The following is a 22,720-nucleotide window of genomic DNA, read 5'->3' as shown; positions in this document are numbered from 1 at the left end:
GCCCCCTCCTACGGTGCCGGCGTGGACATTCTGGACCAGCAACGCGACTACTACCGCCACCGCGCCCCCGAATACGACCAGTGGTGGCGCCGCGAAGGCCGATACACCCTCGACGAACAGGCCAGACAGGACTGGGAACAGGACATCGCCGAGGTCGCCCGCGCCCTCGACACGTTCGCACCCACCGGCGACGTCCTCGAACTGGCCGCCGGCACCGGCTGGTGGACCGAACGGCTGACCCGCCACGCCACCCACATCACCGCCGTCGACGCGAACACCGAGACCCTCGACCTCAACCGCGCCCGCACCGGCGCCACCGGCAAGGTCACCTACCGGCAGGCCGACATCTTCGCCTGGAACCCGCCCGAGTCAGCCTTCGACACGGTCTTCTTCGCGTACTGGCTCTCGCACGTCCCCGCCGAACGGCTCGCCGCATTCTGGGCCAAGGTCACCCACGCGCTGCGCCCCGCCGGCCGGGTCTTCCTGATCGACAGCTACCACCCCGACCGCGTCCCCGACGACCGGCAGCTACGCCGCCTCAGCGACGGCCGCGAGTTCCAGATCGTCAAACGCTACTGGCAGCCCACCGAACTCGAAGCCACCCCCGGCTGGCACCTGACCGCCGGGGTCAGCACCCACCGGCAGATCATCCACGCCGCCGGGGCGCCCGAGCGGTGACGCAATACTCCCGCCCCGCCGGGTCCCGCAACGTCGTCCAATCCCCGGGCACCCGCCGCACCACACTCGCCCCCAGGCCGACATGCCGCTCCACCTCGGCCGCAACCCCGGCACAGGCCAGATCCAGGTGTACGCCGGGACCACCGTCGTCGAGCCGCTGCAGCAGAAGCCGCAACGGCAGCCCCGGCCCGCCGTCCAGGAACCGGAACTCCGGCCGGTCCGACGCGACCGGCCGCCACCCGGTCAGCCCGGCCCAGAACGCCACCTCCGCCTCGTAACCGCCGGCCGGAACGTCCAGGCTCGCCTGGTCGACGACACTGGCCTGCCCACCCGGCGGCCTGCTCTCGCCATGCCACGGCACCAGGCAGAACACGATGCCCGCCGGCGACCGCACCACCACCAGGTCGCCGGCATCGCGCACCACCAGCGACCGCACCTCGGCGGCCGCGGCCCGCACATCCTCCACATGCAGATCCAGGTGCACCCGCGGCGGCCCGTCCCCGACGACCTGCACCCGCAGATACGCGTCCCCGTCCGCGGGCAGCAGCGTCGCGAACCTGCCGCCGTCCCGCCGCGCCGACAACGCCGACCCGGTCACCGCCAGCCAGAACTCCTCCGCCTCCCGGCCCGGAGTGTCCAGGAACCCGGTGACCCAACGAATCCGCATCCCCGAGACGGTAATCGAGATGCCGGCACGCCCCCGCTCTGCCACCCTGACCGCATGACCACCCGGTTCCGCGACCCTCAGGTAGGGCCGTCCACCCGCACAGCCGACACCATCGACGTGGTGTGCCCCCGCTGCGGCGCCCGGGCCGCGGTGACCACCCGCCCGGTCGAGGACGCGCGCGTCTTCTGCTGGCCCCGCCAATTCGTCTGCACCGCCTGCCTGACCACCTCGACCTGGTCGGCGCGGACCCACTCGTTCTGCGCGGGCGGCCCGGTCGACCCCTTCTTCCGCCTCCCGCTGTGGCGCACCGCCCAATGCTGCGGCAAACACACCCTGTGGGCCTACAACGAGGCCCACCTGACCCTGCTGCACGGCTACGTAGCCGCGAAACTGCGCGAACGCGGCGACCCCGCCAACCGGATGACACTGATCGCCCCGCTGCCCGCCTGGCTCAAATCCGCCAAGAACCGCGACGAGGTCCTCCGCGTCATCGCCCGCCTGCGCGACAGCCAGCCACCCCGCGCAGCCACCGGCCGACGATAAATCACTCCCGCCGGCACCCCAGCCGGCGATAGAACCTCAGGCATGCCGCGCCTGACGATCGCGTACGACGCCCACGACCCGGCGCGCCTCGCCCGCTTCTGGGCCACCCTGCTCGACCGGCAGCCCACCGACGACCCGCTCCCGCCGGGCCAGACTCTGCCCAGCACGTTGCTGCCCGGCGCCGACGGTCAGCTCGGCCTCCGCTTCACGCCCAGCAGCACGGCGAAGAGGGGAGCCAACCGCATGCACCTCCACCTGACCAGCACCAGCGACGCCGACCAGCAGCGCACGGTCGCCAAGGCGCTCGGCCTCGGCGCCACCCACCTCGACGTCGGCCAGCGCCCCGAGGAGGGACACATCGTGCTGGCCGACCCCGAGGGCAACGAGTTCTGCGTCATCGAGCCGGGCAACAGCTTCCTCGCCGGCTGCGGCTACCTCGGCGAGCTGGCCTGCGACGGCGCCCGCGAGGTGGGGCTGTTCTGGAGCGCGGCGCTGGGCTGGCCGCTGGTCTGGGACCAGGGCGAGGAAACCGCGATCCAGTCACCGCAGGGCGGCACCAAGGTCGCGTGGGGAGGGCCGCCGGACGCCCCGGTCCAAGCGCCGCACCGGCAGCGCTTCGACCTCACCGCGCCCGGCGGCGACCAGCAGGCGGAAGTCGGCCGGTTGACCGGCCTGGGCGCCACCTGGCTCCGTGCGGCCGCGGACGGCAGCGCCGTGCTGATCGACCCGGGCGGCAACGAGTTCCGGCTGCATCGATGACCGTGCCGCTCCACCGGCCCCGTTCCATCGAACATCTGCCAGGTCGATAATTGACATTATGTAAAGTAAACGATCGAGGGGCTTTGGGTTCAGGAGCCTTGACCCGGCCCCGTGCCGCGGGCTGCGGGCTGAGCTGCAACGCAAGCCCGAGCAAAACCGGATCCGGCCGGCGCCGGGCCGCGCGGACCGGCCACGCGAGGCGGGCTCCGGGAGCAGCCTCGTGACAGGAAACGCCCGCCGACGGGGTCCCAGCCCGTCGCGGGGCCTGCTGTGGGCGGGCCACCTTGAGACTGCCCTGCGCGAGAAAGTCGCTGCGGACTTACGGCAGCACGCCGCCCGCGCAGGCGACGGCGTGAGCTCCGCGGGTCGGCGCTTGTTCGTTACGTGCAAACGCCTGTTGGCAGGCCCGAACTTCGCGAATCAGTCTAAATGGCCCGAACTCGGAACTTCGCGAACCAGTCTAAATGCTGCATAATATGACTTATGCAGGACGGACGGGATGTTGCGGTGCTCGGGCTGGTGGACGAGTTTCTGGCGGCTCGGGCCACGCGGAAGCCGTCGGTGCACACACTTCAGGCGTACCGGCGGGATCTGGTTTTGATCGTCGAGTTGATCGGGACAGATCCGGTTACTCTCGGTGACCTCTCCCCTCGTTCGTTGCGTGCGGCGTTCGCGCGGTTCGCGGCCGAGCGGGCGCCCGCGTCGGTGTCGCGGGCGTGGTCGTCGTGGAATGCGTTCTTCACGTTCCTGGTCACCGAGCAGGTGTTGCCGGGCAATCCGATGTCGGCGATCGACAAGCCGCGGATGCCGGCCTACTCCCCCAAGCCGTTGCGGGGCGAGGACACCCCGGAGCGGTTACTCTCCGCGGTCAGCCAGCGGGATGAGCGGCAGCGGGATCCGTGGCCGGAGCGGGATCTGGCGGTGCTGGCGTTGGCGCTTTGTGCGGGTTTGCGGCTGTCGGAGATGCTGGCGTTGCGGTCCGGGGACGTGCTCGGGCGTCCGGGCGAGCGGCGGGTGGAGGTGGCGGGCAAGGGCGGCCGGCCGCGGACGGTGCCGATCGAGCCGGAGCTGGACACGCTGATCGAGCGGTACCAGGACAGCCGGCGGGTGCGGTTCGGGCGGGGTGATCCGCGGGACGCGCTGCTGGTGGATCGGGCCGGGGCGCCGTTGCAGCGGGGTGGGCTGCAGTATCTGGTGGAGTCCTGCTACCGGCGGGCGGGGATCACCGACCGGGTGCCGAGGGGTGCGCAGTTGCACGCGTTGCGGCACACGTTCGCGACGCGGCTGGCCGAGGACGGCGCGAATGCGTCGGAGATCATGCGCCTGCTGGGTCACGCGTCGCTGACGACGTCGCAGGGCTACATCGAGGTGACCGCGGAGCAGCAGCGGGCGGCCGTGCGCGCGAACCGCACGAACCGGGCGCTGCGTGGCCTCTGACCCGACGCGGATCGGTGGTCGGAGCGGCTGCCCCGACGGCCAGGCCCCGGACCGTGGCCGAGTCCCTTCGTCCTGGGACAGCGCTTGGCGTCGGTCGTTGGTGGTCACCGGTCGAGGGTGAGTGGCTGGGGTGGGACGCCGTTGGTGACCAGGGTGGTCAGGTGGGTGGCGAGGTTGCGGGGGCCGAAGAGGTCGGGGCCGGGGTAGGCGGCGAGCTCGGCGAGGGGCCACCAGCGGCGGTCGACGATGTTCTCGGCGGCGAGCTGGGCCGGTGTCATGGTGCCGTGCGGGGTGAAGCGGGTGGTGTGGACCAGGTAGTAGTCGTTGATGATGCCGTCGTAGCCGGGCAGGACGTCGGGGGTCATGGTGGTGCGGTGCCAGACGTGGGGTGGGGTGCCGGTGAGGGTGAGGCCGACCTCTTCGGCCAGTTCGCGGCGCAGGGCGTCGAGCCGGGTCTCCCCTGGTTCGATGCCGCCGCCGGGTGCGGTCCAGACGGCGTCGCCGGCCGGGTCGGTGACCAGGTGGCGGCAGAGCAGGATCTGGTGGTCGGCGGTGAGGATGAGGGCGCGGACCGAGTGGCGCAGGCGGGGCGGGGGCATCTGGTCATCGTGCCGGGTCGCCGGGGCGGCGGTGGCGGGGCGGGTGCCCGGGGAGCGTGAGCGGGAACCTCACGCGAGAGTCGCGTTACGGCCGTGACCGGCGCAGCCCCGCCGCGGGGAACGGGCGGGGCTGCGGTTTGTGCGGTTGGGGACGGTTGGCGCGTACGGCCGGACGTTTTTGATCGTGCTTGTGACGGTCAGGCCAGGGAGAGGGCGACCTCGATGTTGCCGCGGGTGGCGTTGGAGTAGGGGCACAGCTGGTGGGCGGCTTCGAGCAGTTGGCGGGCGACGTCCTGGTCGACGCCGCTGATCTCGGCCTCGATGGCGGCCTTGAGGCCGTAGCCGCCCTGGCCGTTGTTGCCGATGCCGACGTCGACGGTGACGGCGGAGTCGGTGAGGGTGACCTTGGCGAGGCGGGCGGCGGCTTTGAGGGCGCCGTGGAAGCACGCGGCGTAGCCGGCGGCGAACAACTCTTCGGGGTTGGGGAGGGCGCCGCCGGGGCCGCCCATCTCCTTGGGGACGGCGAGGTCGAAGTCGAGGACGCCGTCGGCGGAGCGGACGTGGCCGTTGCGGGCGTCGCCGGTGGCGGTGGCGGAGGCGGTGTAGATGGCTTCCATGAGGGCCCTTTCAGTTGACGTTGGCGCGGAAGCGCCCGAGGAGGTCGTGCAGGTGGCGGAAGTCGCCGAGGGTGAGGCCGGCGGCGCAGGCGATCTGTTCGGGCAGGTCGGCGAGCCGGTCCTGGAGGGCGGCGCCGTCATCCGACAGGTGGATCCAGACGGTGCGTTCGTCGGTGGTGCCGCGTTCGCGGCGGATGCGGCCCTGCGTTTCGAGGCGTTTGAGCAGGGGTGACAGGGTGCCGCTGTCGAGGTGCAGGGCGGTGCCGAGGTCACGGACGGTGGTGGGGCCGCGGTGCCAGAGGACGCGCAGGACCAGGTATTGCGGGTAGGTGAGGCCGGCCTCGTCGAGGGCGGGGCGGTAGAGGGCGGTCATCGCGCGGCTGGCGGCGTAGAGCTCGAAGCAGATCATCTGCTCGAGTCCGGTGCCGGTGGCGGTGTCCATGACTCGAATCATTGCGCACAACTCAATTGTGCGCAACCAACGTGGCGACGATCACCACGGCGTGTGATCATCCGTGGGGTGCCGGAGATCCGATTTGTGAAGCTCTCCCCCGCGGCGCTGTCCGCGCTGGTGGAGGGTGACCTGGCGGCCGCGAGTGAGGCGGCGGGCATCGCGCTGAGTCAATACCTCGTGGACGAGAACTGGCTGTGGGAGATCCGGCTCGAGCAGATCGCCGGCGATCCGGCGAGCCTGGACTGGATCGCCCGGCCGGCGGTGGCGGTGCCGGAGGGCGTGGTGGTGGGGCACGGCGGGTTCCACGGGCCGCCGGACGACGAGGGGGTCGTCGAGGTCGCGTACTCGGTCGATCCGCGGTTCCGCCGGCGCGGGTATGCCAAGGCGATGCTGCGGGCGCTGCTCGAGCGGGCCGACGCGGACCCGGCGGTGACCGCGGTGCGGGCCAGCATCCGGCCGGACAACGCCGGGTCTAAGGCGACGATCGCGGGGTTCGGCTTCCGGAAGATCGGCGAGCAGTGGGATCCGATCGACGGGCTGGAGGACGTGTATCTGCGTCCAGCTGCACGATGAGCGGCCGGTGATCGGAGACCGGCGGGTGCGGGGTGCCGACCTGCACCACCCGGCCGAGCGTGGCGACGGCGCCGGGGTCGGCGAGGATGTGGTCGAGCTGGGCGCGCGGCGACGGGCTCGGGAAGGTCGGCGCCTTCCCCAGGGACTTCCAGCTGGTCACCGCGCGGACCGGGCCGGCGGGCATGTTCAGATCACCGAGCAGCACCCGCGGGCCGGGCAGGGACCGCAGATGGCGTACGGCGTGCCGCAGCTGCCGCAGATTCCAGCCCGGCACGAACGACAGATGGGTCGTGGCCACGGTCAGCGGCCCGGTCGGCGTCTGAAGGACGGCGGCCAGCAGCACCCGCGGCTCGTCCTTGAGCAGCCGGAACCCCTCGCCGGTATAGACCGGGGAGCGGATCGGGGCGCCGGGCAGCGCGGTGATCTGCCAGCGGGTCACCGGATAGCGGCTGACCAGGGCGATCCCGTACAGCGGGTGGACGTTGTCGTCGTCCGAGCGCCACGGCTGCCAGCTCTCCCCCGGCGTGCCGGCGATCGCCGCGGCGAACCGGTGGGCGGGGGCGCGCATCGCCTCGGCGGCGATCGCGGTCAGGTCGAGCAGCCCGCTGCGGGGCTGGGCCCGGTCGACCTCCTGCAGGCCGAGGACGTCGGCGTCCAGGTCGGCGACGGCGGCGCGCACCCGGCCGGCGTGTACCGTGCCGTCGGACAGCGACCGGCCGTGCAGGATGTTGAAGGTCGCCAGTCGCACGGGTACCGACCCTAACGAACCGGGAGGCCGCGGTGTTCATCAAGTTCCTGTGCTGCTCGATGATGGTCTTCGTGGCCGGCGCGTCGTTCGGCCTCTGGTTGCAGAAGGTGAGGCGGCGGCGGTGAGCGAGGAGCTGGTCAAGGAGCTGGAGCGCCAGGAGCAGGAGCTGGTGTTCACGCACTTCGACAACGAGGACGCGTGGTGGCTCGGCTCGCGGCTGGTCGAGATGGCCGCCGGGCGGCCGGTGGCGATCGACATCCGGCGCGGCACGCAGCAGCTGTTCCATGCCGCCCTGCCCGGCGCCGTCGCCGACAACGACCGGTGGATCGAGCGGAAGGTCCGGGTCGTCGAGCGGTTCGGCGCCTCCTCGTACCTGGTCGGGCGCCGGCTGGCCCTGATGGGCCGGGAACTCGGCGCCGGGATGGGCCTCGACCCGGCCGACTACGCCGCGCACGGCGGGGCGTTCCCGGTGCGGATCCGCAATGTCGGGGTGGTTGCCGTGGTGACGGTGTCGGGGCTCCCCCAGGCGGACGATCACGCGCTGGTCGTGTCGGCACTGGAAAGGTTCCGCTCTGAGCGATAGGGCCTTCCGGCGGCGGTAGACATCGGGCATCGTCGATGACCATGAAACTGCTGATTCTGGGCGGCTCGGGTTTCGTCGGTCGCGCGCTCGCCGGCGAGGGGGTCGCCAGAGGCTACGACGTGACCCTGTTCAACCGCGGCTTACGTGGCTCCCCGGCGGGCGTGCGGGTGCTCACCGGGGACCGGCAGTCCGCCGACGGGCTGGCCGCGCTGCGCGTCGACCAGAGCTGGGACCTGGTGGTGGACACCTGGTCGGCCGGGGCGGGCGCGGTCGGCCGGACCGCCCGGCTGCTGTCCGGAAGAGCACGGCACTACACGTACGTGTCGAGCCGCTCGGTCTACCGGTGGGGCACCCCGGCGCCGCTGACCGAGGCCGCACCCCTGGCCGACCCGCGCGAGCCCGGCTACGCCGGCGACAAGGTGCGCGGCGAGCTGGCCGCGGCCGACTTCGGCGGGCCGCTGCTGCTGGCCCGGGCCGGGCTGATCCTCGGGCCCCTGGAGGACATCGGCCGGCTGCCGTGGTGGCTCAACCGGCTCGCCCGCGGCGGCCCCACCCTGGCGCCCGGCCCGCGGATCCTGCCGCTGCAGTACATCGACGCCCGCGACCTGGCGATCTTCCTGCTCGACGCGGCGGCGGCCGGGCTGACCGGCCCGTACAACGTGGTCAGCGAGCCCGGCCACACCACCATGGGCGAGCTGCTGGAAATCGGCGCCGAGGTGACCGGCCGGCGGGCGAGACTGCGCTGGACCGACCCGGCGGTGATCCAGCGGTACGGCATCCAGCCGTGGACCCAGCTGCCGATCTGGCTGCCGCCCGGCCCGGACCACGACTTCCTGCACCGCGGCGACGTCTCCAAGGCGCTCGGCGCGGGGCTGCGCTGCCGGCCGATCTACGACACGGTCGCCGACACCTGGACGTGGCTGCAGGGCCTGCACGGGGGCGCGCCGCGGCGCACCGACCGCGACGCCGTCGGCCTGGATCCCGCGCTGGAGGCGAAGGTGTTAGGCGAGCAGTGAGGCCAGCCGGGCCGCGCCGACGTTGCCACCGGAGATGATCACGCCGATCCGGGCCGGCACCGGCCGGAGGCGGCCGGCCAGCAGGGCGGCCAGGCCGCTGGCGCCGGAGGGCTCCATGACCTGCTTGAGCCGGTCGACGGCGAAGCGCAGCCCGGCGCGGATCTCGTCGTCGGAGACCAGCACGATCTCGTCGACGAGCCGCCGGTTGATGGAGAAGGTGAGCTCGCCGGGGATCGGGGCGCCCTGCCCGTCGGCGATCGTGCGCGGGACCGGGATGCGGACCCGCTCGCCCGCTTCGAGGGAGCGTTTGGTGTCGTCGCCGGCCTCCGGCTCGACGCCGATCACCCGGATGCCCGGCTGCAGGCCCTTGGCGGCGGTGGCGCTGCCGGCGATCAGCCCGCCCCCGCCGACCGGCACGACCAGCGCGTCCAGCGCGCCGACGTCTTCGAGCAGCTCGAGCGCGGCGGTGCCCTGCCCGGCGATCACGTCCGGGTGCTCGTACGGCGGGATCAGCGCCAGGCCCCGCTCGGCGGCCAGCCGCGCGCCGAGCTCCTCCCGGTTGCCGGTGTACCGGTCGTACGTGATGATCTCGGCGCCGTAGCCGGCGACCGCGTCGAGCTTGGCCGCCGGGGTGTCGGCCGGCATCACGATCACCGCGGAGCTGCCCAGCTCCCGGGCGGCGAGGGCGACGGCCTGGGCGTGGTTGCCGGAGGAGTACGCGGCGATCCCCCGGGACAGCTGCTCGGCGGAGAGCCGGGAGACGGCGTTGTACGCGCCGCGGAACTTGAACGCGCCGACCCGCTGCTGGTTCTCCGCCTTCAGGTACACCCGGGCGCCGGTCAGCGCGTCGAGGGTGCGGGAGCGGAGCACGGGGGTGCGGTGTGCCACCCCCGCGATCCGCTGCGCCGCGTCCCGGATGTCCTGCAGGCTCACCACCGTCGTTTCGGTCACGGGGCGATATTAGAGAAGAGTGTCACGCCGCCTTGCGCAGGCCGTGCACGTCGGTGGCGGCCAGCCGGGTCGACATGGTGCTGCGGGCGGCGATCTGCGCGGCGTACACGGCGCGGCGGCGGGCCACGCAGCCGTCCTTGGCCGAGCCGGTCTCCTGCTGCTCCATGTGCGTGGCCAGGCCGTCCTTGAGCAGCGCCAGGGCCTCGGTACGCAGCTGCGACACCCGCGACTCGGTGACGCCCAGCTCGGCGGCCACCTCCGCGAGCGGCCGCTCCTGCAGGAACGACGCCTCGACCACGAACCGCAGCCGCTCGGGCAGCACGGCGACCGCGTCGTGCAGGTAGCCGATCCGCTCCCGGTGCAGCAGCATCTCCTCCGGGTTCAGGTCGGTCTCGGTGACCATGTCCTCGGCGGTGCCGGCCGAGAAGCCCTGCAGCGACAGCACCGCGGCGCGCTGCACGTCGTCGTCGACGTTCGACAGCTCGCTCACCGCGACGCCGAGCAGCTCGGCCAGCTCGGTCGGGGTCGGGGTGCGGCCCAGCTTGGCGGTCAGCTCCTGCCGGGCGACATCCGCTCGGCGGGCCCGGGCCCGCACCGAGCGGGTCGCCCAGTCCATGCTGCGCAGCTCGTCGAGCAGGGCGCCGCGGACCCGCATGGCGGCGAACCGGCCGAACGGGATGCCCCGGCCGGCGTCGTACGCCTGGGCGGCGGTCACCAGGGCGGTGTAGCCGGCCGAGGCGAGGTCGTCGCGGTGCACGTGGGGCGGCACCTTGAACAGCATCTCCCGGACCATGTGGCCGACCAGGGCCATGTTGTCGCGGATCAGCTGCTCCTGCTCACGGGTGACGCTCTTCGTACCGGCGCTCATCTTCGGTTCCCCCCTGTGTGGTTGCGGGGAGAACTTTTCGGGGCGCCGGGTGCAGCAAACGGTCACTCACGGTTGCCGCCCGGTTGCTTCGCCTCGGGTTATCTCAAGAAAGCAGCCAACCGTTGTCCAGGGCCAGGCGCACGGCCTCGGCGCGGGTACGGGCGCCGGTCTTGCCGATCGCCGAGGACAGGTGGTTACGCACGGTGCCCTCGGACAGGCGCAGCGCGCGGGCGATGTCGGCGACCGTGCCGCCGTCGCGGGCCGCGCGCAGCACGTCGGCCTCCCGTTCGGTCAGCGGGGACTCGCCCTGAGCCAGCGACTGGGCGGCCAGATCCGGGTCGACCACGCGCAGGCCCTCGTGCACCCGGCGGACCGCGTCGGCCAGCTGCCGGGCCGGGGTGTCCTTGACGATGAAGCCGCTGGCCCCGGCGGCCATCGCCTGGCGCAGGTAGCCGGCCCGGCCGAACGTGGTGACCATCAGCACCCGGACGGCCGGGAGGTGTTTGTGCAGCTCACGGGCGGCGGCGACGCCGTCGATGCCGGGCATCTCGACGTCCAGCAGGGCCACGTCGACGTCGTGGTCGCGGGCCGCCGGAAGGACCTGGTCGCCGCGGCCGACCTCGGCGACCACCTTGATGTCGGGCTCCATGTCGAGCAGGGCGGCCATCGCGCCGCGGACCAGGGCCTGGTCGTCGGCGAGCAACAACTTGATCATGACGGGACCTCCACCCGTACGCGGAATCCCGGCTGGTCCGCACGGCCCCCCACCGTGAGTTTCCCGCCCAGCGCTTCCGCCCGCCGGCGCAGCCCGGCGAGACCTTGTCCATTATTTCCGTTTTGCGAAGAAACGCCTACCCCGTCGTCGACGATCTCCACGCTCTGCGCGGCGAGGACGACCGAGACGTGCCGGGCCTTGCTGTGCCGCACGATGTTGGTGACCGCCTCGCGGATCGTCCAGGCGAACAGCTCCCGGTTGCGGCTGGGCACCTCGTCGGCCGCGCCCGGCAGGCTGGCCTGCACGTTCGCCGCGGCCAGGGCCTCCCGGGCGGCGGCGATCTCGCCCGGCAGCGAGATGCCGCGCATGCCCATCGCCGTGGACCGCACGTCGGAGAGCGCGTCGCGGGCCAGCCCCTCCAGGTCGGCCAGCTCCTTGCGGGCCCGCTCGACATCCACGTCCAGCAGCCGCTGGGCCAGCTCGGCCTTCACGGCGACGACGGTCAGCGAGTGACCGAGGATGTCGTGCAGGTCGGCGGCGATGCGGGCCCGCTCGTTCTGCACGGCCAGATCCGAGATCTCCTGCTGGGCCGCCACCAACCGGTTCTGCCGCAGGGTGGCCAGCCGGATGCCCCAGGTCGCCAGCGAGCCGAGCAGCACGGCCAGGCCGTAGCCGTTGTCGCGCCAGCCGGGCACCACGCCCGGCAGCGCCTCGGCGAGAGTGGCCAGGAATGCGGCGAGCGTGATGCCGGCGGGCAGCGGCAGGGCGACCATGCCGAACGCCGCGACGTACACCAGACAGCTGAGCGCGTGCGCCCCGGCGCCCGGAATCTGGAGCAGGAACAGCACCAGCATGGTCGCGATGCCGAGCGCCGCCCGGGCCACGAACGGCCTGGTCCGGACCGGCGAGTTCCGCACCAGGCTGGCCAGCCGGACCATGAGCAGGTAGGAGACCCCGAACGCGGCCACCGCGACCAGGCCGACGACCCGCCAGACCGGATCCGGATGCTTGCTCAGGGCGCCGACCGGCTCACCCAGGTAGAACAACCAGACCGCGGCGAACAGCCAGCCGTACCGGCGTCCCCAGTCATACCTCTCGGACTGTTCGGCCACGGTCATCACGCTATCCCAGCCTCAGACGCGGGCCGTGTCGCGGCGGAACCGCCACATCGCCCCGATCGAGAAGATCAGCGTCCAGGCGGCGACGTTGGCGACCGCCAGCCACAGGTTGCCGTCGTGGGTCAGCGGGTAGCGGGCCAGCTGGCCCACCCCGTACACCGGAGTGAATTTGGCGATCGTCGCGAAGGTGTGGCCGAAGGTGTCCAGCGGGGCGAACAGTCCCCCGGCGAACGACAGCACCGCCAGCACCGGCCCGAGGATCTGCATGACGTTCTCGCTGGGCAGCAGATACCCCATGAACAGGCCGAACGCGGCGAACACCAGCGCGCACACCCAGGCCAGCAGGCCGCACTCGATCCAGGCGTGAGCCGGCAGCTTCGCCCCCGATACCGAGCCGACCGCGAACGCGACGGCCACCGACACCAACCCGATGATCATCGCGAGCACGAGTTTCACGGCGATGTAGGCGACCGGCTTGAGCGGGGTCAGGCGAAGCTGCCGGCTCCACCCGGCGGCGCGTTCGATGCTCACCATCGCGCCGCCGCTCGTGGTGGCCAGCATCGCGCCGTAGACGGCCATGCTGACCAGGATGTAGCCGGTGACGTTGCCGCCGCCGACCGTCTCGTGCCGGGTCTTGGCGTTGGTGCCGAACAGCAGGAAGAACACGGCCGGCATGACCAGCGTGAAGATCACCGTACGCCGGTTGCGCATCATCCGGCGCAGTTCCAGCTTGATCATCCCGAGGCTGAAACCGCCGAAGCGCGGCAGGGACCTCTCCGTCAGAACGGTCATTTCGCAGGCTCCGTGTCATCGGCGGTGAGCGTGAGGAACGCTTCCTCGAGATTCCGCGAGGTGATCTCCAGGTCGCGGGCGGGGGTCTCGTTGAGCAGGTACCGGGCGATCGCGTCGGTGTCCCGGCCGTGCAGGTAGACGGTGTCGCCGCGGACCTCGACCTTCTCCGCGCCGGTCCGGTCGCGAAGATCGGCCTCGACCGCGCCGGCCAGCGTCGCCCGCACGGTCCGGCCAGAGGCCAGGGACTTGACCTCGGCGGCGGTGCCGTCCGCGACGATCCGGCCGCGACGGACGAAAACCACCCGGTCCGCGTACGCGTCGGCCTCCTCCAGGTAGTGCGTGGCGAAGATGACCGTCCGGCCGCCCTGCGCGTCCCGGCGGATCGCCTGCCAGAAGTCGTGCCGACCGCCGACGTCCATGCCGGTCGTCGGCTCGTCCAGGATCAGCAGCTCCGGGTCGGGCAGCAGGGCCATCGCGAACCGCAACCGCTGCTGCTGCCCGCCCGAGCACTTGCCGACCAGCCGCTTGCCGATGTCGGCGATCCCGGCCCGGTCCAGGGCCTCGTCGGCCGAGCCCGGCGGCTTGCCGAACAGCACCGCGGTCAGCCGCACGGTCTCCTCGACGGTGTAGTCCTTGAGCAGGCCGCCGGTCTGCATGACCGCGGAGACCAGGCCGAGGGCGACAGCGTCGTGCGGCTTGCGGCCGTACACCCGCACCGAGCCCTCGGTCGGCTGGGCGAGGCCGAGAAGCATGTCGACCGTGGTGGTCTTGCCGGCCCCGTTCGGGCCGAGCAGGGCGACCACCTCGCCGGGGCGGATCCGCAGGCTGATGCCGTCGACGGCCGTCACGGCCCCGAAGCGCTTGACGACGCCGTCGAGGTCGACGGCCGGTTCGGCGGCGCCGCGGGCCGCGGTGCCGGGTGTCGCGGTTAACGTCATGCCCTCATCGTGGCCCGGCGGGGGTGACACGCGGGGGGTCGCGCGTCATCTCCCCGCCATGACATCTGTCAGGGTTCAAACTGTGTCGATGGAAGCGAGCCAGAGCGCCCTCATCGTCACCGTTCCCGAGGTGGAGCCGGTCGTCGCGCCGCACCGCGAGCTGTTCGACCAGGCCGCGAGCTGGGGCGTGCCGGCGCATGTGACGGTCCTGTTCCCGTTCCTGCCGCCGGCCGAGATCTCCGCGCACGTCCTGGACACGCTCGGGCGGGCCGCCGCCACGGTGCCGGCGTTCTTCGTGGCCTTCGACCGGCTGGGCTGGTTCGCCGACCGGGTGGTGTGGCTGGCGCCGTCGCCGGCTTCGCCGTTTCTGCGGCTGACCGCCGCGGTGACCGCCCGGTTTCCCGGGGTGCGGCCGTACGACGGGGCGTTCGAGGAGGTCGTGCCGCACCTGACCGTCGGGCACGACCACCCCGTCGACGTGCTGAAGGCGGCCGGCGAGGCGGTGCTGCCGCGGCTGCCGATCCGGGCCCGGGTCGACACGCTGCGGCTGATCACCGGCCGGCCCGAGCCCGGGGGCTCATGGCTGACCCGTGCCCTCTTCCCCCTCGGCTGACACGTACGCGTCGATCCGGTCCTTGATGACTTTCAGGCCGGCCAGCGTCGCCTCCTGCTCTTCCAGGAGCGCGAGCAGGATGTGCCCGGTGCCGACGGTCTGCTGGTCGAGCCGCAACGCCTCGCGGAAGGTCAGCTCGAGCACCTTGCGCGAGGCGGCGTCGTAGGGGATCAGGACGGGTTCCTCGCCGCCGTCGGCCGGCGCCGGGAGGGCGGCCTCCGCCGCCGCGCGAACGGCATCGAGGTCGAGACCTTGGGCGAGCAGCGCCCGCGCCGCGAGGCCTTCCGGCACATCGAGTACGCCGAGCAGCAGGTGGGTGGGGACGATCTCGTGGTGGCCGTGGGTCTTCGCCTGCTTCATCGAGGCCACCACCGCCGTGCGGGCCACCGTGGAGAACCGGTCGAAGCCCTGGTCGCCCTTGGCCACGAACCGTTTCTGCGCGGCCTGCTTGCTGACGCCCATGCTGCGGCCGATGTCGGTCCAGGAGGCGCCGGAGCGGCGGGCCTGGTCGACGAAGTGGCCGATCAGGTGGTCGGCGAGCTCCCCGAGGTGGTCGCCCAGCAGTACGGCGTCGGAGAGCTGCTGGAGGGCGTCGTCGGGCCGGGCCCGGTGAATCGCGGTGATCAGGTCGTCGAGCCGCACGGGCGGGGAAGTTTGCGTCATGTCGTCAACCCTAGGTTGACGTACCGTCGTGGTCAACCTGACGTTGACGATGTCCTGAGACGCAGCACGCGCAGCAGGTACTCCTTGCGGTCGAGGGGATCCGGGCCGGTGCGCTCCCGGACGGGCGGCTTCCCCCGTACGGCCGCATAGTGGTCGAAAGCGCTCTCCAGCACCCCTTCGCCCCGGGTCAGCCCCGGCAGCCGCCGCTGCAGCTCGTGGACCATCGCCGCCGGGATCTCGCCGTCGACGCCGTGGGCGCCGGTGGCCAGGGGAATCGCGCCGAGCCGGGCCAGCAGGGGCAGCACCGCCGGGATCGTGTCCGGCGGCACCTCGGCGGTGAACGCGTGGATCGGCTCGTGCACCACGGTTCCCGCCTGCCGCAGCGCGGCCATCAGGACCAGCGGGGTGAGGTTGCGGAAGTCGCCCGCCGTACTCGACATGCTCTTGTCGAAGACCGCGTGCGAGTGACTCTGCCGCGCCGAATACCCCGAGTGGGTCATGGTGACCGCGCAGTCGGGGACCGGCCAGCCGCGCAGCCCCTGCCGCAGCGTCTCCCGCACGGTCTGCTCGACCGCCGCGAAGAACGCCGGCGGCATCGACCCCGGCTCCACCGCCAGATCGAAGGTCACCCCGTCGCTCCCCGGCCGCACCCGCAGGCCGACCGTGGCCAGGAACGGGTTCGGGTCGACCTTGTTGAACTCGACCGCTCTTCCCGCGCCGGCCAGCCGCTCGATGTGCAGGGTGGTGGTCTCCCGGAAGCTGACCTGAAGGCCGTACTGCTCGGCGAGGGTGGCCTGGATGACCTCCTTCTGCACCTCGCCGTAGAGCGACACGTACACCTCGCGGCGCTCGTCGTCCTGCCGCAGGTTGATCAGCGGATCCTGCTCGGCCAGTTCGGCCAGCGCCGCGTGCAGGTCGGCCCGGCGGGACGCGAGCACGGCGGTTTCCAGGCTGGGCGGGGCGAATTGCGCTTGCCGCGCTTTTCGGGTGCGTACGCCTACCGTGTCGCCGATCCGGACGTGACCGAGCCCGCGGACGGTGCCGATCTGCCCCGGCGTCAGCTCGGCGCGCGGCTGCGTGCCGCCGTCGGTGAACACGTCGATGCCGGTGACCCGGTCAGGCCCGATCGTGTCGCGTACCCGCAAAACGCCGTCGAACATCCGCAGGTAGGCGATCCGCTCCCCGGCCGGCCCCCGATCGATCTTGAAGACCGCCCCGCCGGCCCTGCCGTTCGTCGCCGCCGGCGCAAGATCGACTATCCCGCCGATCAGCTCGTCGATGCCGGCGCCGGTGATCGCCGAGCCGAAGAACACCGGGTGCACGTCGTCGTGCGCGCGCACCGGCGGCGGCGTCCGCTCCTCGACCAGCGCGGCCAGCACCGCGTCGTCGTGGTCGGCCAGCCGCAGCAGATCCACCCGCTCGGCCACCGCCGCGCCCCGGGTGCCGAGGTCGGTGACCTCGCTCATCGGCACGAGCGCCGGCGACACCCGGGCGCTGATCTCGTCGAGCAGCCCCGCGAACCGCGCACCGACCCGATCGATCTTGTTCACGAAGATCAGCGTGGGGATGCGCAGCCGGTGCAGCGTGCGGGCGAGCACCCGGGTCTGCGCCTGCACCCCCTCGACCGCCGAGATCACCAGCACCGCGCCGTCGAGCACGCCGAGCACCCGCTCCACCTCGGCGATGAAATCCGGGTGGCCGGGCGTGTCGATCAGGTTGACCGTGGTGCCGCGCAGCGGGAACGACACCACCGCCGACTTGATCGTGATACCGCGGCGGCGTTCCAGCTCGAGCGTGTCGGTACGGGTGCTGCCCGCGTCGACACTGCCGAGCTCGTCGATGACCCCGGCGGCATACAGCAGCCGCTCGGTGAGACTGGTCTTACCGGCGTCGACGTGCGCCAGAATGCCGAGATTGAGCGTAGCCAAGCGTCCTGTCCCTCATGGTGAGCCGGAATCCTTCCTGGTCGGACAGAAACGCAGCTCGCATCGCGGGACACTCCTCACTCGGCAACTCGGACGGACCAACCTCACCAGGTACGCCGCCGGGCGGCAACCGATTTACCTGCGGCGCCCGTTACCTGCGGCGCCCGGCTTCTCGCTTCCCGCGGCTACCCAGCGGCACCTCGGACATGTCGACGGCCTGCGCGGTCAGGTTCTTCACCGGGTACCCCCGCTCGGCCATCCACGCGGCCGCCCGCTGTTCGGCGTCGGCGGTGATCGCCGGAATCTCGTCCTGCTCCTCGGCGGTGGCCAGGAACCGGAACGTGAAGAACGGCCGGCCCGGCAGGTCGTAGGCGAGATACCCCTCGGCCGTGTACGCCGTGTTCATCAAATCGTGCTCCGCCCGGGCGGCGACCAGCTCGGCCAGCTGCGCCTCGCTCAGCTTGTCGAAGCTACCCCGCACGGTGACCCGGATCGTCCGGCTCATGTCTCACCCTCCCGATGACAGTTGCGCGCGCCAGTATCCGGCCCGCGGGCGGGTTGAGCACCCTCATTTACCGGCGGCGACCACGGTGACGTCGCGGACGCCGGCGACCGGGGAGCCGTTGACGGTGAGCCGGCCGCCGGCGGTACGCCCGATCGGCCCGCACCAGGCGGCGCCGTTCCGGTCGACGACGACGGCGGTCGTGGTGGCCTTCGGCGTGGGCCGGGCGGCGACACCGATCAGCCCGAGGAGCCCGACCGCGAACACGGTGAAGGCGGCGGCCAGCCCGCTCCACCGGGCCCAGCGCAGCCAGTCCAGCGCGTCGTTGGTGCTCCGCACGACCGCGGCCCGGTACGCGCTGCCCGACCAATTGTCGGAGGTCCGCAGGCTGGCCCCCTGGGCGACGAATTCCTCGATCTGCGCGTTGGTGGTGTACCCGGCGCGCAGGGCCTGTCCGACCAACACGGTAATGGTGAGCGGGTTGCCGTCGCTTTAGCGCAGCAGCGGCCGCCAGTCCGCCACATCGGTGATCCGGTGACCGTGCCGGGCGGCCAGACCCTGGGTGAACTGGATGCGTTCGCGCATCGGCATGGCGGGCAGCCGGACGCGGGCCGGCAGATCGCCGAGCCAGTCGCGTTCATCCCGTCACGAGGTCAACAGCATCCGCGCCCGGGTCTGCGACGCCGCCTGCAAGAAGTCGCGCAATCCGCGCTGCTCATCCGCGGTCCACGCCGACGGCGTCCCGGCCGGGAATCCGGCGACCGGCTCGACGTTGTCCCAGATCCACAACACCGGCAGCCGCGCCAGCACTTGCAGCGCCACCTCCTGCCGCTCGGCCTCCGAGAGACTCAGCCACTGAATCCCGTTGCTCTGCAACACCGGGTCGAGCTCGGCACCGAGCTGGTTGAGGAGCGCCACCAGCGGCGTGTTCCGATCGGGCGAGTGCGTCCGGGTCGCCGGTCAGGGCGCGGGGATCGGGGTGCCGTCGTCGTACTTGTTACCGGTCCAGACGTTTCCCGGGCCGGCCTTGGCGAAGTCGGTGACCGCGCCGTACTGGCCGCACTTGCCGGTCGTGCCGCGCTCGAAGACGTTGCCGCGGTAGACGATGTCGTGCGCCTGCGGCCCGAAACCCTTGCCGCTGCTGCCGCCGAACGTGCAGTAGGACAGGTTCGGGGTGGCGCCCAGCTTGTTGTTGGTGATCGTGACGCCGTGGATGATCCCGAAGTTGCCGAGCAGGTTGATGTCGCCCGTGCAACCGCCGTCGGGCGGATACACCGGGGCGTTGCAGATCACGTAGTTGTGGTCGAGGGTGACCGTCGTGTCGCCGCCCTCGGTCAGGAACCCGCCGAGATGCCACTGCTGGTTCCGGGGGAGCTGCTGACCGTGCAGGTACGAGTCGCGGACGGTGCACTTCGGGGCCGGGTCGCCGCCGGAGGTCGGCCCGGACGCCTCACACTGCACCGCCGTGACGCCGCCGTGCACGTTGACCCGGTCGACGGTGAGGTTGCCGCAGCAGATGGCGGCCAGCGGCTTGACGCCGGCGTCGACCTCGGAGAAGCGTACGGACATCGACCAGCCCTTGGCCCCGGCCCGGTCGGTGTCCAGCCGGATCACGCCGTTGACCTTGCTGTTGCTGATGACCAGGTTGGCGGCGCGGACGCTCAGCCCGTCCGGGCCGCAGTTCACCGTCTTCGCGTCGATCACGGTGTTGTCGTCGGTGATCTGACAGGGCCCGTCGTACGCGGTCAGGCTGGTCCCGGAGGGCACGCCGGTGTTCGACTCGCTCGGCCAGGCGGTCAGCGCCGCCCGCTGCAGGCTGCCCGGCGCGACCTGATCGGCGGAGCCACCGAACGCCGCGTACAGGCCATAGGCGACCACGGCGACGGCCGTGACGGCCGCGGCGGACCACATCCACCGGCGGGAGTTGGCCACGCAAACCTCCCCGCGTTTCGACATCCCGGCCGGGCTGCGGCTGATTTCCAGGCAACGGTAGCCCAGCGAGTCCACCCCGAACGGCCGGGGTCACGGCGGACGTACGGTGCGACATCGCCGCCCGGGGCGCTGGGAGCATGCGGGCCATGCGCTTCCGTGAATACGCGGACAGACCGCGTACCGCCGCCTACCGCCCGCCCGCGCCGCGTTCCCGGTCGGCCCCGCCGCCGATCACCGATCACGCGCGGTGGATGCGCGACGACGTCACCAGCACGATCCTGACGATGCCGCCGGGCTCGCCCCGGGCGGCCGTCTTCGGGGAGATCGTCCAGGCCGGCTTCCGCGACGCGTTCTGCCTGGTCGTGGACGATGACGGGAAGGCCGAGTACCAGGTCGAGCGGGGCGCCGCAACGGTCGAGGTGGACCGGGACCTGGCGCTGATCGCCCGGTACGCCCTGGACCGGCTGATCGACAACGCGGACAGCCGGCTGCACAACGGCCTGTTCCGGGCCGCGGTGTGGGCGGCCACGGCCAGCCCGGTGCGGACCGAGACGTCCGGGTCGCTGTGGGTGGCGACGTTCGAGGTGTGCGGGGAGGAGCCGCCGGCCGTACCGGATCTGGCCGGTCTGCTGCCCGGCGACGGTGGCCTGGCCGCCGCGCTGGCCCGGATGCTGGCCTCGCCGGTGGATCTCGCCGCGCGGCGGGCGTTCGAGGAGGCGACCGACGCCGCGGCGGCCGTCCTGGGCACGCACCCGCCGCGGCTGGACCTGACCCGCACGATGCTGACCGCGGCCGGGGTGACCGCGGCGCTGCTCGGCGACACCGACTCGTCCCGTACGGCGACGATCGGGGAGATCGCGGTGACCGGGCTGTGGCCGGAGGACGGCGATCCGCTGGAGGGGCGGCCGCTGTCCACGCCGGTGTCCTGGCACGGGATGGACTGGCAGCTGATCGGTTAGTCTCGTCCGCGTGCGACTTCACGTGGGCTGCGCGATGTGGTCGCTCAAGGCCTGGCAGGGCCGGTTCGTCGACCGGGCGCTCCCGGCCGGCGAGCGACTGCGGGCGTATGCGGGCTGGTGCGACGCGGTCGAGGGCAACACGACCTTCTACGCGACGCCCGCCCGGGAGACGGTCGCGTCCTGGGCCGCGCAGACGTCGCCGTCGTTCCGCTTCGTGGTGAAGCTCCCGAAGACCGTCACCCACGAGCGCCGCCTCACCGATGTAGACCTCGGCGCGTTCTGGCACGCGATGGAGCCGCTCGGGCCGCGCGCCCACGCGTACTGGATCCAGCTGCCGGGGTCCTTCGGACCCGGCGACCTGAGCGTCCTGGAGACCTTCCTGCGGCGGCTTCCGGCCCATTTGCCGTACGCCGTGGAAGTGCGCCACCGGGACTTCTTCGCCGAGCCCGGCCCGCTGCAGGCCGTGCTGGAGAAGGCGGGCGCCGAGTGGATCCCGTTCGACACCACGAAATTCTTCGCCCACCCGCCGACCAGCGACGCCGAACGGGACGCGTGGACCAAGAAGCCCCGCATGCCGCTGCGCACCACGGCGGTCACCGGCCGCCCGATCATCCGCTACCTGGGCCGCGACGACCCAGCGGCGACGGTCGCCGGCTGGCAGCCCTGGGTGCCGATCGTGGCCGGCTGGCTGCGGGAGGGCCGCTCGCCGACGGTCTTCCTGCACACGCCCGACAACGCGGATGCCCCTTCGCTCGCCCGGCAATTTCACGATGACGTACGGGCGATTCTGCCCTCGCTGCAGCCGCTGCCCACGCCGGCGCCCCTCGCCTCCCCCGACGAGCCGCCGACCCTCTTCTGACTTCTTGTGCCGGTGGACCTCGGCGCCGTCTACGCCCGGTGGGTCTGGTGCCGGGCGCTGCTGCACCGCGGCTGGTGGCTGGTCACGAGCGTGTACCTGGTCGTCGACGCCCGTATGCCCGCCGAACGGCTCGTCCTGATCGGGGTGGCTCAGGCAGCGGTCGGCCTGGTGTTCGAGGTGCCCGCCGGCATGCTGGCCGACACCGTCAGCCGGAAATGGTCCCTGGTCGTGTCGCACCTGCTGATGGGCACCGCCATGCTGACGACCGGGCTGGTCCGCGGGTTCCTGCCGCTGCTGGCCACGCAGATGCTCTGGGGCCTGTCCTGGACCTTCGCGAGCGGCGCCGACGTGGCCTGGATCAGCGACGAGCTGGACGAACCGGCCCGCGTACCGGCCGTCCTGATCCGCGCCGAACGGGCCCAGCTCACCGGCACCGTCGCCGGGCTGCTCACGCTCGGCGGCCTGGCCCGGCTCACCGGCCGCCCGACGGCGATCGTGCTGGCCGGGTCGGCGATGCTGGCCCTCGGCCTGTTTGTCGCGGCCGGGTTCCGCGAGCGCCGCTTCGCCCCGGCACCGGCGCACCGCTGGCCCGCGGCGTGGTCCCTCCTGGCCGGCGGCTTACTTCTGGTGCGCGGTAGCCGGGTGCTGGTCGCCATCTTCGCCGCCACCCTGCTGGTGAACGGGGTGACCAGCACGTTCGGCCGGCTCTACCCGCTGCGGCTGGTCGCCCTCGCGCCGCGCCTCGACCCGGTCGTCTGGCTCACCGGGCTGGGCGTGGTCATGTGCCTGGCCGGCGCGGCCGCCCTGCGCCTGGTCCAGCCTCGCATCGGCACGCCGGGCACGGTCCGCCGCGGCTACCTGGCGGCCGCCGCGACCGCCACGGCCGGGATCGCCGGGCTGGCCCTCGCCCCGAACGCGCTCGCCAGCGGCATGGCGGTGCTGATGGCGGCCGGGGCGCTGCCGCTGACCCGCAGCTTCGCCACCATCTGGGTCAACAACGAGACCGTCACCGCGGTGCGCGCCACGGTTCATTCGCTGCTGGCCCAGGCCGATTACCTGGGCACGATCGCCTGCGGGCTCACGGTCGCGGCCATCGCCGGCCACGCCGGGCTGCTGCCGGCGCTGGCGACGTGCGCGGCTCTCCTGATCGCCGCCATCGCGGTCGTCGCCGGCCGGACCGGCTCACCGTGAGAGCGCGGTGCCCGGGTTAC

28 protein-coding genes are annotated in these 22,720 nt (G+C 72.3%); 11 read left to right on the top strand and 17 right to left on the bottom strand.

Annotated features, from left to right (window positions below; genetic code table 11):
• Positions 1 to 21: 21 nt before the first annotated feature.
• On the top strand, positions 22 to 678 hold the full coding sequence (locus IH26_RS61720) for a class I SAM-dependent methyltransferase (RefSeq protein WP_051809770.1): 657 nt from the start codon (positions 22 to 24) through the stop codon (positions 676 to 678).
• Here IH26_RS61720 and IH26_RS0146305 read toward each other — a convergent pair.
• Positions 647 to 1,345, bottom strand: coding sequence for a VOC family protein (locus IH26_RS0146305; protein ID WP_030442691.1), 699 nt, complete (start codon positions 1,343 to 1,345; stop codon positions 647 to 649). The genes IH26_RS61720 and IH26_RS0146305 overlap by 32 nt on opposite strands.
• Before the next feature lie 54 nt (positions 1,346 to 1,399).
• On the opposite strand from IH26_RS0146305, the gene IH26_RS0146300 reads away from it, so the two are divergent.
• The 3 genes from IH26_RS0146300 (at position 1,400) to IH26_RS0146290 (ending at position 4,084) form a co-directional block, all read left to right on the top strand.
• Positions 1,400 to 1,888 carry a hypothetical protein gene (locus tag IH26_RS0146300; RefSeq protein ID WP_034217577.1) on the top strand — a complete coding sequence of 163 codons (489 nt, stop codon included), beginning with the start codon at positions 1,400 to 1,402 and terminating at the stop codon, positions 1,886 to 1,888.
• Between the two features lie 42 nt (positions 1,889 to 1,930).
• On the top strand, positions 1,931 to 2,647 hold the full coding sequence (locus tag IH26_RS0146295; protein WP_030442689.1) for a VOC family protein: 717 nt from the start codon (positions 1,931 to 1,933) through the stop codon (positions 2,645 to 2,647).
• Positions 2,648 to 3,130: 483 nt separating this feature from the next.
• A complete protein-coding gene (locus IH26_RS0146290) occupies positions 3,131 to 4,084 on the top strand; it encodes a tyrosine-type recombinase/integrase (RefSeq protein ID WP_030442688.1) in 954 nt (317 codons plus the stop codon).
• Positions 4,085 to 4,188: 104 nt separating this feature from the next.
• On the opposite strand, the gene IH26_RS0146285 is transcribed toward IH26_RS0146290, so the two are convergent.
• From IH26_RS0146285 to IH26_RS0146275, 3 genes are all read right to left on the bottom strand, one after another.
• A complete protein-coding gene (locus IH26_RS0146285; protein ID WP_030442687.1) occupies positions 4,189 to 4,683 on the bottom strand; it encodes an NUDIX hydrolase in 495 nt (164 codons plus the stop codon).
• Positions 4,684 to 4,880: 197 nt separating this feature from the next.
• On the bottom strand, positions 4,881 to 5,300 hold the full coding sequence (locus tag IH26_RS0146280) for an organic hydroperoxide resistance protein (RefSeq protein ID WP_030442686.1): 420 nt from the start codon (positions 5,298 to 5,300) through the stop codon (positions 4,881 to 4,883).
• 10 nt (positions 5,301 to 5,310) lie between these two features.
• Positions 5,311 to 5,742, bottom strand: coding sequence for a MarR family winged helix-turn-helix transcriptional regulator (locus tag IH26_RS0146275; protein ID WP_030442685.1), 432 nt, complete (start codon positions 5,740 to 5,742; stop codon positions 5,311 to 5,313).
• A gap of 78 nt (positions 5,743 to 5,820) precedes the next feature.
• Here IH26_RS0146275 and IH26_RS0146270 point away from each other — a divergent pair, with 78 nt between their 5' ends.
• Positions 5,821 to 6,327 carry a GNAT family N-acetyltransferase gene (locus IH26_RS0146270; RefSeq protein WP_034217584.1) on the top strand — a complete coding sequence of 169 codons (507 nt, stop codon included), beginning with the start codon at positions 5,821 to 5,823 and terminating at the stop codon, positions 6,325 to 6,327.
• Here IH26_RS0146270 and IH26_RS0146265 read toward each other — a convergent pair.
• Complete coding sequence (locus tag IH26_RS0146265) at positions 6,227 to 7,075, bottom strand: endonuclease/exonuclease/phosphatase family protein (protein WP_034217567.1); 849 nt, start codon at positions 7,073 to 7,075, stop codon at positions 6,227 to 6,229. The genes IH26_RS0146270 and IH26_RS0146265 overlap by 101 nt on opposite strands.
• Before the next feature lie 121 nt (positions 7,076 to 7,196).
• Between IH26_RS0146265 and IH26_RS0146255 the strand changes: the two genes are divergently transcribed.
• Together IH26_RS0146255 and IH26_RS0146250 are read left to right on the top strand one after the other, a co-directional pair.
• Positions 7,197 to 7,658 (top strand): heme-degrading domain-containing protein, encoded by a 462-nt coding sequence (locus tag IH26_RS0146255; RefSeq protein WP_030442682.1) that lies wholly within the window; start codon positions 7,197 to 7,199, stop codon positions 7,656 to 7,658.
• Between the two features lie 41 nt (positions 7,659 to 7,699).
• Positions 7,700 to 8,674 (top strand): NAD-dependent epimerase/dehydratase family protein, encoded by a 975-nt coding sequence (locus tag IH26_RS0146250; protein WP_030442681.1) that lies wholly within the window; start codon positions 7,700 to 7,702, stop codon positions 8,672 to 8,674.
• Here the strand turns inward: IH26_RS0146250 and IH26_RS0146245 are convergent.
• From IH26_RS0146245 to IH26_RS0146220, 6 genes are all read right to left on the bottom strand, one after another.
• Positions 8,660 to 9,625 carry a pyridoxal-phosphate dependent enzyme gene (locus tag IH26_RS0146245; protein ID WP_030442680.1) on the bottom strand — a complete coding sequence of 322 codons (966 nt, stop codon included), beginning with the start codon at positions 9,623 to 9,625 and terminating at the stop codon, positions 8,660 to 8,662. The genes IH26_RS0146250 and IH26_RS0146245 overlap by 15 nt on opposite strands.
• A 22-nt stretch (positions 9,626 to 9,647) precedes the next feature.
• Positions 9,648 to 10,493 carry a sigma-70 family RNA polymerase sigma factor gene (locus IH26_RS0146240; RefSeq protein ID WP_030442679.1) on the bottom strand — a complete coding sequence of 282 codons (846 nt, stop codon included), beginning with the start codon at positions 10,491 to 10,493 and terminating at the stop codon, positions 9,648 to 9,650.
• Between the two features lie 103 nt (positions 10,494 to 10,596).
• Complete coding sequence (locus tag IH26_RS0146235; RefSeq protein WP_030442678.1) at positions 10,597 to 11,208, bottom strand: response regulator transcription factor; 612 nt, start codon at positions 11,206 to 11,208, stop codon at positions 10,597 to 10,599.
• The gene (locus IH26_RS0146230) at positions 11,205 to 12,320 is read right to left on the bottom strand and encodes a sensor histidine kinase (RefSeq protein ID WP_245665989.1); all 1,116 of its coding nucleotides are present in this window, start codon (positions 12,318 to 12,320) and stop codon (positions 11,205 to 11,207) included. The genes IH26_RS0146235 and IH26_RS0146230 overlap by 4 nt, the downstream gene beginning before the upstream one ends.
• Before the next feature lie 21 nt (positions 12,321 to 12,341).
• Complete coding sequence (locus IH26_RS0146225; protein ID WP_030442676.1) at positions 12,342 to 13,118, bottom strand: ABC transporter permease; 777 nt, start codon at positions 13,116 to 13,118, stop codon at positions 12,342 to 12,344.
• Positions 13,115 to 14,056, bottom strand: a complete 942-nt coding sequence (locus tag IH26_RS0146220) for an ABC transporter ATP-binding protein (RefSeq protein WP_030442675.1) — start codon at positions 14,054 to 14,056, stop codon at positions 13,115 to 13,117. Before IH26_RS0146220 ends, IH26_RS0146225 begins: the two co-directional genes overlap by 4 nt.
• Before the next feature lie 88 nt (positions 14,057 to 14,144).
• On the opposite strand from IH26_RS0146220, the gene IH26_RS0146215 reads away from it, so the two are divergent.
• Positions 14,145 to 14,669: a 2'-5' RNA ligase family protein gene (locus tag IH26_RS0146215; RefSeq protein WP_030442674.1), complete on the top strand. Its 525-nt coding sequence runs from the start codon at positions 14,145 to 14,147 to the stop codon at positions 14,667 to 14,669.
• Here the strand turns inward: IH26_RS0146215 and IH26_RS0146210 are convergent.
• The 6 genes from IH26_RS0146210 to IH26_RS0146180 form a co-directional block, all read right to left on the bottom strand.
• On the bottom strand, positions 14,634 to 15,332 hold the full coding sequence (locus tag IH26_RS0146210; RefSeq protein WP_030442673.1) for a Clp protease N-terminal domain-containing protein: 699 nt from the start codon (positions 15,330 to 15,332) through the stop codon (positions 14,634 to 14,636). The two genes, IH26_RS0146215 and IH26_RS0146210, sit on opposite strands and share 36 nt — an antisense overlap.
• A gap of 32 nt (positions 15,333 to 15,364) precedes the next feature.
• A complete protein-coding gene (locus IH26_RS0146205; protein ID WP_030442672.1) occupies positions 15,365 to 17,260 on the bottom strand; it encodes an elongation factor G in 1,896 nt (631 codons plus the stop codon).
• A 148-nt stretch (positions 17,261 to 17,408) separates the two neighbouring features.
• Positions 17,409 to 17,762 carry a DUF6204 family protein gene (locus tag IH26_RS0146200; RefSeq protein ID WP_030442671.1) on the bottom strand — a complete coding sequence of 118 codons (354 nt, stop codon included), beginning with the start codon at positions 17,760 to 17,762 and terminating at the stop codon, positions 17,409 to 17,411.
• Positions 17,763 to 17,825: 63 nt separating this feature from the next.
• Positions 17,826 to 18,224 carry a hypothetical protein gene (locus IH26_RS0146195; RefSeq protein WP_157437757.1) on the bottom strand — a complete coding sequence of 133 codons (399 nt, stop codon included), beginning with the start codon at positions 18,222 to 18,224 and terminating at the stop codon, positions 17,826 to 17,828.
• A 180-nt stretch (positions 18,225 to 18,404) separates the two neighbouring features.
• A complete protein-coding gene (locus IH26_RS0146185; protein WP_030442669.1) occupies positions 18,405 to 18,677 on the bottom strand; it encodes a hypothetical protein in 273 nt (90 codons plus the stop codon).
• 42 nt (positions 18,678 to 18,719) lie between these two features.
• Entirely contained in the window at positions 18,720 to 19,691 is a 972-nt protein-coding gene (locus IH26_RS0146180) for a hypothetical protein (protein ID WP_051809768.1), read from the bottom strand.
• 146 nt (positions 19,692 to 19,837) lie between these two features.
• Here IH26_RS0146180 and IH26_RS0146175 point away from each other — a divergent pair, with 146 nt between their 5' ends.
• Genes IH26_RS0146175 through IH26_RS0146165 form a run of 3 tightly spaced genes read left to right on the top strand, consistent with a single transcriptional unit; the run spans position 19,838 to position 22,700 of the window.
• Positions 19,838 to 20,650, top strand: coding sequence for a hypothetical protein (locus tag IH26_RS0146175; protein WP_157437756.1), 813 nt, complete (start codon positions 19,838 to 19,840; stop codon positions 20,648 to 20,650).
• Between the two features lie 10 nt (positions 20,651 to 20,660).
• On the top strand, positions 20,661 to 21,509 hold the full coding sequence (locus tag IH26_RS0146170) for a DUF72 domain-containing protein (protein WP_030442666.1): 849 nt from the start codon (positions 20,661 to 20,663) through the stop codon (positions 21,507 to 21,509).
• A 6-nt stretch (positions 21,510 to 21,515) separates the two neighbouring features.
• Complete coding sequence (locus IH26_RS0146165) at positions 21,516 to 22,700, top strand: MFS transporter (protein ID WP_030442665.1); 1,185 nt, start codon at positions 21,516 to 21,518, stop codon at positions 22,698 to 22,700.
• Positions 22,701 to 22,720: the final 20 nt, after the last annotated feature.

This window comes from Actinoplanes subtropicus (assembly GCF_000721705.1).
Taxonomy (GTDB): Bacteria; Actinomycetota; Actinomycetes; order Mycobacteriales; family Micromonosporaceae; genus Actinoplanes; species Actinoplanes subtropicus.
Note: the sequence above shows the minus strand (reverse complement) of the source record. Positions and strands in the feature narration are given on the sequence as shown.

Excerpts from the sequence above, each read along its gene's own strand:
- IH26_RS0146305 (WP_030442691.1), bottom strand. The coding sequence starts at position 1,345 with ATGCGGATTCGTTGGGTCACCGGGTTCCTGGACACTCCGGGCCGGGAG.
- IH26_RS0146300 (WP_034217577.1), top strand. The coding sequence starts at position 1,400 with ATGACCACCCGGTTCCGCGACCCTCAGGTAGGGCCGTCCACCCGCACA.
- IH26_RS0146295 (WP_030442689.1), top strand. The coding sequence starts at position 1,931 with ATGCCGCGCCTGACGATCGCGTACGACGCCCACGACCCGGCGCGCCTC.
- IH26_RS0146290 (WP_030442688.1), top strand. The coding sequence starts at position 3,131 with ATGCAGGACGGACGGGATGTTGCGGTGCTCGGGCTGGTGGACGAGTTT.
- IH26_RS0146285 (WP_030442687.1), bottom strand. The coding sequence starts at position 4,683 with ATGCCCCCGCCCCGCCTGCGCCACTCGGTCCGCGCCCTCATCCTCACC.
- IH26_RS0146280 (WP_030442686.1), bottom strand. The coding sequence starts at position 5,300 with ATGGAAGCCATCTACACCGCCTCCGCCACCGCCACCGGCGACGCCCGC.
- IH26_RS0146275 (WP_030442685.1), bottom strand. The coding sequence starts at position 5,742 with ATGGACACCGCCACCGGCACCGGACTCGAGCAGATGATCTGCTTCGAG.
- IH26_RS0146250 (WP_030442681.1), top strand. The coding sequence starts at position 7,700 with ATGAAACTGCTGATTCTGGGCGGCTCGGGTTTCGTCGGTCGCGCGCTC.
- IH26_RS0146240 (WP_030442679.1), bottom strand. The coding sequence starts at position 10,493 with ATGAGCGCCGGTACGAAGAGCGTCACCCGTGAGCAGGAGCAGCTGATC.
- IH26_RS0146235 (WP_030442678.1), bottom strand. The coding sequence starts at position 11,208 with ATGATCAAGTTGTTGCTCGCCGACGACCAGGCCCTGGTCCGCGGCGCG.
- IH26_RS0146225 (WP_030442676.1), bottom strand. The coding sequence starts at position 13,118 with ATGACCGTTCTGACGGAGAGGTCCCTGCCGCGCTTCGGCGGTTTCAGC.
- IH26_RS0146220 (WP_030442675.1), bottom strand. The coding sequence starts at position 14,056 with ATGACGTTAACCGCGACACCCGGCACCGCGGCCCGCGGCGCCGCCGAA.
- IH26_RS0146215 (WP_030442674.1), top strand. The coding sequence starts at position 14,145 with ATGGAAGCGAGCCAGAGCGCCCTCATCGTCACCGTTCCCGAGGTGGAG.
- IH26_RS0146210 (WP_030442673.1), bottom strand. The coding sequence starts at position 15,332 with ATGACGCAAACTTCCCCGCCCGTGCGGCTCGACGACCTGATCACCGCG.
- IH26_RS0146200 (WP_030442671.1), bottom strand. The coding sequence starts at position 17,762 with ATGAGCCGGACGATCCGGGTCACCGTGCGGGGTAGCTTCGACAAGCTG.
- IH26_RS0146175 (WP_157437756.1), top strand. The coding sequence starts at position 19,838 with ATGCGCTTCCGTGAATACGCGGACAGACCGCGTACCGCCGCCTACCGC.